Below are 12367 nucleotides of genomic sequence, written 5' to 3' on the forward strand. Positions count from 1 at the left end.
ATCCTGACCTGCTTATTTTGCCTGGCAGTAAAAATACCATTGAGGATTTGATGTTTCTTAAGCAATCCGGATTGTATGAAGAAATTCTAAAGCTCACGAAAAATGGGAAAACGATGGTGTTTGGAGTTTGTGGAGGCTATCAAATGCTAGGAGTAACTGTCGAGGATCCAGAAGGTATTGAATCCCAGGTAACGATTGAAGACGGCTTAAAACTATTGCCAATCTATACAACCATCACATCTGAGAAAACGACCACCCTATCAAAAGGGACCATTCAAATAAATGAGCAAACTCATGATGTGGAAGGATACGAAATTCATATGGGAGTTACGACGTTTTTAAAGCCGTGTACATCATTAATTACTCATGGTACGACCACGGATGGAGTCATAAGTGAAAATCAAAAAATTATAGGAACGTACTTTCATGGAATTTTTGATAATGACTCGTATCGTGCAGCGATTATTAATCAAATTCGGAAAGTTAAGGGGCTAGAAGAAAAACATGGCCGAGTTTCGTTTCGCTCCCAACGTGAGAAAGCGTATGATCAGCTAGCTGATCATGTAAAAGAACATATCAATCTTCCATATATAGAAGAGAAGATGCGTGAGTATTACGAAAAGAAGATACATGTAGAAATTAAAACAGCATTGGAGGGAACTCGATGAAAAAAGGAAAGGTATATCTTGTTGGAGCAGGTCCTGGTGACCCGAAATTGCTAACTTTGTACGGGCTAGAATGCATTCAAAATGCCGATGTTATTTCCTATGATCGGTTAGTGAATAAGGAATTACTGAAGCATGCGAAGGAAGACTGTGAACTGATTTATAGTGGGAAAAGACCGGGCAAGCACCATTTGATTCAAGATGAAATCAATCAACTTCTTGTGGATCAGGCGATGAAAGGAAAAATTGTAACAAGATTGAAGGGGGGCGATCCGTTTGTATTTGGTCGAGGTGGGGAGGAAGCAGAGTTTTTAGCAAGACATGGGATCCCTTTTGAAGTGGTTCCTGGAGTTACAGCGGGGATTGCAGCTTCAGCTTATGCAGGTATTCCTGTCACACACCGAGATTATGCCACCTCTTTTGCGATGGTAACGGCACATGGACGTGTGGAAAAGGGAAGTGAATTTTTGAATTGGGAGGCTCTTGCTAAAGGGATTGATACGATTGCTTTTTATATGGGTGTAAACAATCTTTCAAATATTTGTAAGAACCTAATGACTCATGGGAAAAAGGCAACAACACCGGTTGCAGTCATTCATTGGGGGACGACCTCTGTTCAAAGAACCGTGACAGGAACGTTGGAAACAATTGAAGAGATTGTGAGTAAGTACCAAATATCTCACCCTTCTATCATTCTAGTGGGAGAGGTAGTTCAAATGAGAGAGAAGATTCATTGGTTTGAAGAAAATCACGCTGAAGCGCGAGCTATGGCAATGGGGTAAGGAATGTATGATAAGGGAACTGCATGATGGAAAAAGGGTACTCTTTTTTGTAGAGTATCCTATTTTTTTGTGGTCATGAAGAGCCGTTGTAGGATAAAGTAGAGGGTAAGAATGGAGGGATCGTATCTTGGCGAATTTCATTACGGTAAAAAATATTCGTATTGGTGTAGGAACACCGAAGATTTGTGTACCTATGACAGGGAGAACAGAGGCAGATCTTTTAGCAGAGGCAGATCTTATTCAATTAAATAAGAATTTTGTCGATATGGTTGAATGGCGGGTAGACTTTTTCAATGATAGTGAAGACCTCAGTAAGGTGATGACTGCCCTTTCATCTATCCATCAGCGTTTGAAAGAGCTTCCTCTTGTTTTTACATTTCGAAGCCTAGAAGAGGGTGGAGAGAAGGAAATTCATACTTCTTATTATTTCGACTTGAATGAAGCAGCATCGAAGTCAGGTATGGTAGATTTAGTAGACATTGAGCTGCGACATCGGGATGAGGATATTTATCGGATTCTCTCCATCATTCATGAGAATGGTCGATTAGGGATCCTTTCTAGCCATAATTTTGCCTCTACACCTTCTAAGGATAAAATGGTGGAAATTCTTAACCGTGGTAAGAAGCTAGGAGGAGATATTCCAAAAATAGCAGTGATGCCGACCTCTGCTAGAGATGTGCTAGCACTGTTGGAAGCTACAGTTGAGATGCAAGAAAAGCATCCAGATACTCCGATTATCACCATGTCTATGGCAGGGCAAGGCGCCATTAGTCGCCTATCCGGTGAAGTGTTTGGATCAAGCGTTACATTCGGAGCGTTAAAAAAAGCATCAGCACCAGGACAAGTAGAAGTAACCGATCTTAAACGAACACTAGAAGTCATTCATCATAGCTTACAAAAGTAGCGAGCCAATTTTATTGGTTCGTTTTTTTTGATTGACACCATTATAGGTCTCCATTATGATAATCGAGTAGATAGTTAAACAGTTGAACAATTAAATAATGAAACTATTTTTTGGAGGTGACATACTACATTGCCAGACCAGCGTATTAAAGAAGTGGTGAATAAATATATTTCTCTATCTTTTTCTGTTAACAAGATAGGGGAAGCACTTGTAAAGGAGCAGCTTGATTGTGATCTAACAAGTGAACAGCATTATATGTTGCGCTACATCTATCAAAATCATTCTTGTACATCGTCAGAGCTTGCCGACGTTTTCTCTGTAAAAAAGAGTGCGATCACTGCCATTATTACTCGATTATGGACGAAGGGCTTTATAAAGAGAACGAGAGATGAAAATGATCGTAGAGTGGTGTACTTAACGTTAACGGATAAAGGCAATGAGCTTTATTTAGAAACGGAAGCTAGAATCCATAAACTGGTGGAGTCGATTATCACGAAATTCGACCAACACGAAATAGAAATGTTTATCAAGTCATACGAAAAATTGCATGACGTACTTATAGAAACAAAGAAGAATCAACTGGAGGATTAGCCCATGTATGCGATTATTAAAAATAAGTGGTTAGTGTTAGTGGCATGGATTGCTCTAATTGTTGGACTGTTCATGCTTGCTCCCAACATGGCCGATCTTGTTCGTGAGAAGGGACAAATTGATGTTCCGGAAGGATATTCCTCTTCATTAGCCTCTGACATTATGGAAAACGTCCAAGAACAGGAAGGCGGAGGAGATGATACGCAGGTCGCCCTCGTTTTTCATAGTGAGGAAAAATTAACGGATAAAGAAATACAAGAGGCTGAAAAAGCGATTCGGGCACTTGAAAACAAAAAAGAAGAGCTTGGGATTACAGAAATTCTTACTCATTTTAATGAGGAGGTTCTAGAAGAACAGCTTGTCTCAAAGGATGGAAAAGCGATCCTTACATCGCTAACCATTGAGTGGAAGGGTCGTGAACCGAAAGAACTAAGTGAAGCCCTTTATGAAACGATCGAGGACGTGAAGGTCGACCACGATTACACGAGTAACTGGTTAATTAATGAAGACTTGATGACAAGCTCTCAAGAAGGACTGAAAAAGACAGAAGGAATAACCGTTGTTTTCATCTTAGTGGTATTGTTACTCGTATTCCGTTCGGTGGTAGCACCGATCATCCCGTTGTTGACGGTTGGGTTCTCCTATTTAGCAGCACAATCGATTGTCTCGATTTTAGTAGATAAATTGGATTTTCCGGTTTCGAGTTATACACAAATTTTCCTTGTGGCGATATTATTTGGAATAGGAACGGACTATTGTATCCTTTTACTAAGCCGTTATAAAGAAGAACTTACTCAATACGAAAATCGTGCAGATGCGATCGTAGCGACGTATCGTAATGCCGGACGGACGGTATTTTTTAGTGGATTAGCCGTAATGATCGGTTTTGCCGCAATTGGATTCTCAAAATTTGTGCTTTATCAATCAGCTGCAGCTGTTGCGGTTGGAGTAGGACTTCTATTGATTGCCTTATTTACGATTGTTCCGTTTTTTATGGCTGTACTTGGCGGAAAAATCTTTTGGCCTTCAAAAAGTACGGCTGAGCACGGAGAAAGCAAATTCTGGGGTGTAGTTGGTCAATTTTCTCTCAAGCGCCCAGTGATGGCCCTTCTTATTGTAGCGGCCGTTTGTGTACCGTTTTTGGTCACATACGATAGTAAGCTTTCTTATAATTCTCTTGAAGAAATAAGTGGAGACGTCAATTCTATTCGTGCCTTTAATGCGATTGCTGATAGCTTTGGGCCAGGTGAATCGATGCCAACTCAAATCGTTTTAAAAAATGACGAGGCAATGGACTCAATGGAATATATTAATCTAGTGGAAGAAATTAGTAAGCAGTTAGCGCGCGTTCCACTAGTAGACACCGTTCGATCGGTTACACGACCAACGGGTGAACCGATCGAAGACTTTTTAATCGCGAAGCAAGCTGACACGTTACAAGAAGGACTTGGAGCAGGAAAAGAAGGTCTCGATCAAATTAGTTCAGGTCTAACGGAAGCAAGTGTTGGTCTTGAGAGTTCGGCTCCACAACTTGAACAGGCAACTGCTGGGATCGGGGAGCTCGTAACGGGAACATCGCAGGTTCAGTCAGGATTAACTGAAATTCAAACAAACTTAGCAAAAATTGAAGATGGTATTCGTCAAGGAGCAGCAGGTTCTGCACAAATCAAAACAGAGCTCGTAAACATGAAGTCTGGTGCTGAGCAGCTGTTAGCGGAGTACAAAAAGCTTGCTGGTGCGTATGGACAAATGGGAGCTGGCTTAAACGAGCTTTCTGCCGCTCTTGCTTCTACTGAACAGTATTTTGCCGCTTTAGAAACGAGTTATCCTGCGTTACAAATGGATGAATCTTATCAAAGATTAAAGGGAACGGTTCAAACGGTTCAGCCACAATTAGCTGGAGTAGCTAGTGGCATGGCTGAGGCTAATGCTGGATTTGCAGTAATAAATGAGAACCAACAAAGAATCGTTTCTGGTTTAGAGCAGTTTATCGTTGGAATTGACAAACAGCTTGCTGGCCTCAATCAGCTTGCAAACGGTCAAGGGCAAATTGTTGATAATATGCCAAAGCTAACTTCTGGCTTAGCCGGAATTCGTGACGGTCAACAGCAGCTTGCAGATGGCTTTGGTGAATTAGGTGGTCAATTAGGTCAACTAACAGATGGCTTGAACCAAAGTGTAGATGGCTTAAATCAAATTTCAGATGGATTAGGCTCGGCTCAAGACTATATTAAAGGTCTTTCTGAAAACGAGAATGGTGCGTTCTATCTACCACCTGAGGTCCTTAAAAGTGAAGATTTTGTTCAGGTGTTAGACACATATATGTCTAATGATCGTAAAGTAATGACGATTGATGTTATTCTTGAAGCTAACCCTTACTCCAATGAGGCCATCAATCAAGTGGATAAACTAAATGAAGCAGTAAAGAGTGCAACAGCGAATACGAAGCTTGAAAATGCCGTGGTTGCCGTTGGTGGAGTGACAAGAACAAATGCTGACCTTGATGCAATTTCAGGAGAAGATTATTCTCGTACTGTTGTACTGATGTTAGTAGGGATAACCATCATCTTAGTCATTCTGTTCCGTTCAATGATCATGCCAGCGTATATCATTGCATCGTTGATTTTAACGTTCTACACATCTATGGGAATTAATGAAGCGATATTTGTTAACCTCCTAGGTTATACAGGAATTAGCTGGGCCGTACCATTCTTCGGCTTTGTTATCTTAATCGCACTCGGAGTAGATTATAGTATCTTCTTAATGGACCGTTTTAATGAATATAAGGATCTAACCATTCGTGAAGCCATGCTTGAATCAATGAAAAAAATGGGGACGGTTATCATTTCAGCAGCTGTCATCCTAGGTGGAACCTTTGCTGCGATGATGCCTTCAGGAATGCTATCCTTACTACAAATTGCATCAATCGTATTAGTAGGATTATTCCTATATGCCCTTGTGATTCTTCCATTATTTATCCCGGTCATGGTAAGAACATTCGGAAAAGCCAATTGGTGGCCGTTCTTACGGGAAAAATAAATTAGATTGTGGGAACCCCGCCATGGTTGGCGGGGTTTTTAATGGTGGTCGACGTCGAAATTTGTCTAAATGTATGTCGAATCTCAAAAGTTGCAACAAACCAGGGTAAAGTTGCAAGAAACCTATCTATAGTTGCAACAAAACACCACTAACTTACAACAACTACTAAAAGTTCATGAACACTTTGTGACTACAGAAGGATAACTAAATCCATTCCACGAATAAATCAATAAAAAATATGAGGAGTGAGCCCTTTTGATTGTGAAACCCCGTGAATTTCCCGTCCATGCACGTAAATTACAGGCACTTTTACGCAGAACTTCCCAAGATCACCCCCAATACACTTTCATTAAAGACGCATCGGGTAGGTCCCTAGCTGGTTATAAAGGAGAATTGCAAGTCGATTACCAACTGAGTCATATTCCTGATGAAGATTACCATATTTTTCTTGATCTAAGGCTACTAGGACGCCAATCCTTTTTCTAAATTGATTCTCTGCTCTTATCAAAAAAGCTAATCATATTATTAGAAATTAAAAACATGAGTGGAACATTACTGTTTGATCAGAATTTTCATCAACTCATTCGAGTAAAAGATGGGGGAGAGGAGGCGTTCGCAGACCCTCTGTCACAAATTTACCGTCACAAAAAGGAATTAGAGTATTGGTTAGGAAAAAACCGCCTTCCATCGCTTCCAATTACTTCTCTAGTTGTAATCAGTAGTCCTTATTCCATCATAAAATCCACAGGCTCAACCAAGTCAATCATCCCAAAAGAATATCTTCTCCAGAAAATTTCCCAAATTGAGTACTCACACCAAAAGGAAATTCTCTCAGAAAAGGAACTTAGGAAAATATCTCGGCATTTCATCAAACAACACACTCCAAACTTGGACCCTATCCTTAAAAGATTTGATTTGCAACCAACTGAACTGTATAAAGGAGTACACTGTTCAAATTGCAATTATCTCCCCATGCAAAAAACATATGGTTCTTGGTTTTGCCCATCATGTCAAACTTATTCCAAAACCGCTCATCTCCAATCATTGGAAGATTATTTTTTCCTTTTTGGACAAAGCTTGACAAATGCAGAGGCAAAAGCATTTTTTCGTATAGAAAAAGCCTCCACAGTAACTCGGATACTCCAAAACCTAAACCTGCCTTATGATAAAAAGCATCGTACCTACAAGCTGACATATCCATTGAAAAATTAACAGCCAAATAATCGACGGATAAGAAAGAAGAGTGGAAAGATACTATACATGAGGTGAGTGAATTGCAAAATAAAGAAAACGAAGTTGCAGCCATTAATGATGCAAATATTGAGCTAACAGAAAGACTTGAGGATAGTGATGTTCACTCTTCAAGTCCTGGTGATACGGAAGCGACGAGAGCAAATTTAGAAATTGAGAAGGCCTTCTCCCATGATCAAACGGCCGATCCTCTTCCCACTTATGTTATGTATGAAACACCAGCAATAAAAATCAATCCAAAAAGATAGGTGCTGAAGCAATATTCAGCACCTTTTTTCAATTCATTAATCTAGATCGGTCTTATCGTTCTGATCCTTATTACGTTTGTTTCCTTTGCTATTGTCGCCACTTCCGTGTAAGACGCCATGGTTTTTAGCAGAATTTTGGTTTTTACTGCCTTTATTATACTTTTTAGTCATGTTATGAGCTCCTTTCAAAATACCTTCGATGATAGTTTGGCTCACAACGGGTTCCTTCAACCATGAAAAAAGAAAAAGACCTCCACTATTGGGAGGTCAAAGAAAAAGGGGGAATTACACTTGTACTAATATACTCGCCAATGTGTTACCATTTTATACATGTACAGGAAAAAATTTATATAAAAATTTGATAATGGAGATAGTATATGGAGTTCGTAAAGAATTACAAAGACCAATTGACGCTTCGGCAAAGTTTTAATGACCTTGCATCATCGACCTTTGGTATTCAATTTGAAAAATGGTATAAAAGAGGCTACTGGAATGAACGATATATTCCGTATTCGTTTGTCGTGAATAACAAGGTAATTGCCAATGTATCCGTAAATGTACTAACTCTACTTCTGAATGGGGAATTGAAAAAAGCCGTACAGATTGGAACGGTTATGACTGATGACCAATTTCGAAACAAAGGGTTATCAAAGACGCTTTTACAAAAAGTGTTTGAGGATTATGACAAACAGGTAGACCTCTATTATTTATTTGCGAACCATACTGTTCTGGATTTTTATCCGAAATTCGGATTTAGTCGAAGAAAAGAACATCTTTTCAGCAAAAAACTCCCAATAAAACAACATGACAAAACGCTCAGAAAGATAGACCTAGAAAAAGACATCTATTTACTCGAAGACTACAGTACCAATAGAAAGCCACTATCACAAACATTTTCCAGTTTGCATACAGAAGGGATTAACTTTTTCCATTTTCTTCATGTGTTTTCAAACGATCTTTATTATGATGAATCATGTGCATCGATTCTTATCTATAAAGTGATCGACAGCGATATTCATTTATTTGATTGTATTAGTAAAAGGGAAGTAACCTTGGACGAGCAAATTCAAGCATTATCAGCATTAGGGGAAAACGTGTATATTCATTTTACACCTGATCAACCTGAGAATTACAGAGTTCATCCAATTGATTCGACTGATGATGTACTGTTTGTAAAAACCACTTCGCCTTGTGAGTTTCCCCATTATTTTAAGCACCCAGTTACAAGTCAAGCATAAAAAAAAGTAGCTTCAGGAAATGGAAGCTACTTTAGTAGATTATTTACGCTATAAATTTTTCCGTTTTCAACCTCTTCAGTAAGAAGCAAGTCAATGAGTGCATCGGCAACAATTTTTGTGCTTCTTAGCATCCCATTTTCTTTATAAGCAATAAATTTATTCACCTCTTGGAAGGCATGCTCCGTTGAAGAGCGTATGACACCTTGCATATCAGTATCCATAATTCCTGGACTATAACCAATAATCGTCGCATTGCCGGAATGTTCTTGTTCTACTGCCACGGTTTTAGTAAACATATTTAAGGCTGCCTTTGTGCTACAATACACACTCCATCCTTGAACCGGTCTTTCGGCAGCACCAGATGTAACATTGACAACGGTTAGCTTTGTTCCGTTTGCCTTTTGTAAGAAAAGGTTCGTCGCGAACATCGGAGCAGCAACATTGAGGCGAAGGGATATTTCAATTGCCTCATGATCTAAACTTCCAACTCGGTCAATCGGTTCAACCACACCTGCGTTATTAACGAGTAAAACTTCATTTTCTGTGCTGGAAAAAATAATCTCGGCAACTGCAGAAAAAGCTTGCTCGATCTCAATTCTATTCGTCAAATCACAAGGTACATGCTTATAAAATAATCCATTTTCCCCAGCAAGCTGTTTTAGTGCAGGATTTTCATTTCTGGAGATAGAAATGAGCCCGAACTGTTCCTGTAGAACTCTTTCGGCAATCGAGGCACCAAGTCCTTTGGAAGCCCCAGTTACAACTGCATATTTCATCACAACACGTCCTCTCATTATATGAAATATCTTACCATACGAGATAAAATATCAACGAATCATAAGTCTTTTCCTGATTGCTGTAATTTGAGAAGCTGATCCTCAATCAGAATGTAAATCGAGGTAATAATGCCTGCTACAAGCCAAGCGATCGTGATTAGGTGGTAGCCTAAAATGAGATACAATAAAAAGGAAGAAATAAAAGTGAAAAATAAATAGTGGTGAGGGAGAACATGTAATTTATCCATTTACCTTCTCTGCCTTCCAATAATATTCACTAAAGATCTCCGCAAAGGCCTCAATCGTGTTATACAGCTCGGTTAAGTCATTATCCACTCCGCCAAACTCTACGAGAATCGACCCTGTCGATAAATCTTGATTGTAGACTCCGTTTCCTTCCGTTAGTCCTTTTGCTAGAACACCGCGGCTCAGGTTCGGATATTTTTCATCAATCATTTCATTTAGTTCAGTTGCCACTTTTAGATTCTGTTCGTAATTTTTATTTGCTTTTCCGACAACAAAGAATAGTCTGGCGTAAGATTTTCCATCAATCACCTGTGTTGTTTTTTCTTTTCGAAGCGAGTCACGGTGAATATCGATGACGTAATCAATAGCATCATTTCCTCCAAGTGCCTCTTGGACAAGTTTACGGGAAAGATCGTAGGAATGATCGGTTGTAAGATTATTCTCCTTTAATAGGTTAGGCATGCTTGTTGTATCGTGAAGAACACTAATACCATTCGTATTTAGTTCCTCAGTAAGCTTTTTCCCAACAGCAATTATGTTTGCTGATTCATTGTTACTAGTCGCCTCTTCAGGTTCCTTAGCGTTTTTTAATAATGGTAGAAATGATTCCCAGCTATGTGTATGGTAGATAAATACACTTTTTTTCCCTGCCACGACTGGGGTGTTGTCACCTTCAGACTCTTTAAGCATTTCCTTTGCAATTTCTCTTTCTTGTAATAAAATTTCTACCGGTGGAGCGGATTCGATCGGAAGGTTAGTGAAATTCGTACCAGTACCGGCAACTACGATATTTGTATCAAATACGGAAAATCCAGGTAGTTCTCTTCCCAAAAACGTTCTTGTATCCTCTGGTTGAATATTTGTTGCCAGTTTTAGAGCGAGCTTTGATAAGGAAGAAACCGTTAAGCTCGCTTTTTCGTTATATATATGGTGGTTCTCCGATTTTACAAAATAAACAAGCCATTCATGTGTGTCAATATTCGAAATCCATTTTTTGACGGTTTCAGAAGTAAAGGCATTTGTGTAGGTTGTTGCAATTCCTGCAAGTAAGAACGTAGCTAGCATGATAGCCAACCAACCTTGTAAAAAGGTCCATAATGATAGCTTTGAAGACTTCATGTCAACACCTCCTTAGCTACTATATGAGCCTATCCACTTTTTCAGAAGAGAAAAAGGAAACAAGAATCGTTCGAAAAGGAGGAAAACCATGATTTTCGCTATTGGAAATATCAATTTCTCACTTTTTTCACATTTGTACGGTACATTAGTTATAGGACTGATATGTAATCATTCCCAAAAAAGAAAGAAGAGTTGTGCTTTATAAGAATTAAAAATATAATGGAGAATTGAATACCATGTTTTCAGATGGGAGTATTTTTATGTCTTCAAATCAACAGCCTTCGTCTAAAATAGACTTTCATTTAATATTTATCTTAATGCTTCTGTTTCTATCGAGCTGTATTGCTATTTATAGCGCGCAATCGACAGGACAGTATGATTCAAACTTTTTATTAAAACAGATCATTTGGTATGGAATTGGAATCGGGATTATTGTTGCAGTCATCACACTTGATTCGGACCAGCTTAAAAAGCTCTCATGGTATGCCTATGGATTTGGAGTATTTCTATTGGCCTTCCTCATCATTGCTCCATCTAGTATTGCACCTGTGATTAATGGGGCGAAGAGTTGGTATAAGGCGCCGTTTATCGGATCGCTTCAGCCAGCTGAGCTTATGAAGGTATTTATCATCCTCGCACTTGCAAGAGCAATAGGAGATCATCATGAGAAATACCGAATCAAAACCATTCAAACGGATTTTATTTTATTAGGAAAAATTGTTCTTATTACGATGGTACCGTTACTGCTCGTCATGCAACAACCGGATTTAGGAACATCTCTTGTAATGATAGCGATTATGATAGGGATGATCTTTATTTCTGGGGTATCATGGAAGATTCTTCTGCCGATCTTTTCGTCAGGAATCTCTTTGATCGGAGTCATTTTCTACTTAGTACTATGGAAACCTGAAATACTAGAAAAGTATCTCGGAGTTAAGGAGTATCAATTTGGGAGAATTTATTCCTGGATCGACCCTTACAATTATCAAAGTTCTACCGGCTTCCAGCTGACCCGTTCCTTGCTAGCCATTGGTTCAGGAGAAACGACAGGGAAGGGCTACGGTACAAGAGAAGTATACTTGCCAGAAAGTCATACCGATTTTATCTTTAGTATTGTGGGAGAAGAATTTGGTTTTGTCGGTGCTAGCGTCATTATTAGTTTGTTTTTCTTACTGATCTACCATATTACAAAGGTTGGTATGGAAACGAAAAATGAGTTTTATACGTATATTTGTGTCGGAATTATTAGTATGATTACCTTCCACGTGTTTCAAAACATCGGAATGACGATTGGTCTTTTACCAATCACGGGAATTCCGCTTCCATTCATTAGTTATGGGGGAAGCTCAATAATGGGGAATTTCCTAGCAATCAGCTTAATCTTTTCGATTCGTTATCACCATAAAAAGTATATGTTTTCAAGTGACGATTAAAAACCCTCGCCGAATGGCGAGGGTTTTTTAGGGGAGTACTCCTTGTTATATTGAGGGGGGTAATAACAGGAGTTA

At 39.1% G+C, this 12367-nt stretch carries 12 protein-coding genes and 1 pseudogene; 9 read left to right on the top strand and 4 right to left on the bottom strand.

The window, feature by feature from the left end:
- From ACGLXV_RS23315 to ACGLXV_RS23345, 7 genes and pseudogenes are all read left to right on the top strand, one after another.
- A pseudogene (locus tag ACGLXV_RS23315) lies at positions 1–668 on the top strand (cobyric acid synthase); the annotation flags it as partial.
- A complete protein-coding gene (cobA, locus tag ACGLXV_RS23320) occupies positions 665–1447 on the top strand; it encodes a uroporphyrinogen-III C-methyltransferase (protein WP_391560500.1) in 783 nt (260 codons plus the stop codon). The pseudogene ACGLXV_RS23315 and the gene cobA, both read left to right, overlap by 4 nt.
- A 127-nt stretch (positions 1448–1574) precedes the next feature.
- Positions 1575–2351 (top strand): type I 3-dehydroquinate dehydratase, encoded by a 777-nt coding sequence (gene aroD, locus ACGLXV_RS23325; RefSeq protein ID WP_391560501.1) that lies wholly within the window; start codon positions 1575–1577, stop codon positions 2349–2351.
- A 129-nt stretch (positions 2352–2480) separates the two neighbouring features.
- Positions 2481–2942, top strand: a complete 462-nt coding sequence (locus tag ACGLXV_RS23330; RefSeq protein WP_391560502.1) for a MarR family winged helix-turn-helix transcriptional regulator — start codon at positions 2481–2483, stop codon at positions 2940–2942.
- A gap of 3 nt (positions 2943–2945) precedes the next feature.
- Positions 2946–5981: an MMPL family transporter gene (locus ACGLXV_RS23335; protein WP_391560503.1), complete on the top strand. Its 3036-nt coding sequence runs from the start codon at positions 2946–2948 to the stop codon at positions 5979–5981.
- A gap of 495 nt (positions 5982–6476) precedes the next feature.
- Positions 6477–7193 carry a nuclease-related domain-containing protein gene (locus ACGLXV_RS23340; RefSeq protein ID WP_391560517.1) on the top strand — a complete coding sequence of 239 codons (717 nt, stop codon included), beginning with the start codon at positions 6477–6479 and terminating at the stop codon, positions 7191–7193.
- 62 nt (positions 7194–7255) lie between these two features.
- The gene (locus ACGLXV_RS23345) at positions 7256–7480 is read left to right on the top strand and encodes a hypothetical protein (RefSeq protein ID WP_119709849.1); all 225 of its coding nucleotides are present in this window, start codon (positions 7256–7258) and stop codon (positions 7478–7480) included.
- A 36-nt stretch (positions 7481–7516) separates the two neighbouring features.
- On the opposite strand, the gene ACGLXV_RS23350 is transcribed toward ACGLXV_RS23345, so the two are convergent.
- Complete coding sequence (locus tag ACGLXV_RS23350) at positions 7517–7651, bottom strand: hypothetical protein (protein ID WP_276131141.1); 135 nt, start codon at positions 7649–7651, stop codon at positions 7517–7519.
- Positions 7652–7857: 206 nt separating this feature from the next.
- Here ACGLXV_RS23350 and ACGLXV_RS23355 point away from each other — a divergent pair, with 206 nt between their 5' ends.
- Entirely contained in the window at positions 7858–8718 is an 861-nt protein-coding gene (locus ACGLXV_RS23355; RefSeq protein ID WP_391560504.1) for a GNAT family N-acetyltransferase, read from the top strand.
- Between the two features lie 26 nt (positions 8719–8744).
- Here the strand turns inward: ACGLXV_RS23355 and ACGLXV_RS23360 are convergent, their stop codons facing one another.
- Genes ACGLXV_RS23360 through spoIIP form a run of 3 tightly spaced genes read right to left on the bottom strand, consistent with a single transcriptional unit; the run spans position 8745 to position 10859 of the window.
- Positions 8745–9494: a (S)-benzoin forming benzil reductase gene (locus ACGLXV_RS23360; RefSeq protein ID WP_391560505.1), complete on the bottom strand. Its 750-nt coding sequence runs from the start codon at positions 9492–9494 to the stop codon at positions 8745–8747.
- 59 nt (positions 9495–9553) lie between these two features.
- Positions 9554–9742: a hypothetical protein gene (locus ACGLXV_RS23365; protein WP_391560506.1), complete on the bottom strand. Its 189-nt coding sequence runs from the start codon at positions 9740–9742 to the stop codon at positions 9554–9556.
- On the bottom strand, positions 9735–10859 hold the full coding sequence (gene spoIIP, locus ACGLXV_RS23370) for a stage II sporulation protein P (protein ID WP_391560507.1): 1125 nt from the start codon (positions 10857–10859) through the stop codon (positions 9735–9737). Before spoIIP ends, ACGLXV_RS23365 begins: the two co-directional genes overlap by 8 nt.
- A gap of 260 nt (positions 10860–11119) precedes the next feature.
- On the opposite strand from spoIIP, the gene ACGLXV_RS23375 reads away from it, so the two are divergent.
- Entirely contained in the window at positions 11120–12292 is a 1173-nt protein-coding gene (locus tag ACGLXV_RS23375; protein ID WP_119710709.1) for an FtsW/RodA/SpoVE family cell cycle protein, read from the top strand.
- Positions 12293–12367 lie beyond the last annotated feature (75 nt).

It is taken from the genome of Robertmurraya sp. (genome assembly GCF_036676585.1).
In the GTDB taxonomy this organism is placed as follows: domain Bacteria; phylum Bacillota; class Bacilli; order Bacillales; family Cytobacillaceae; genus Robertmurraya_A.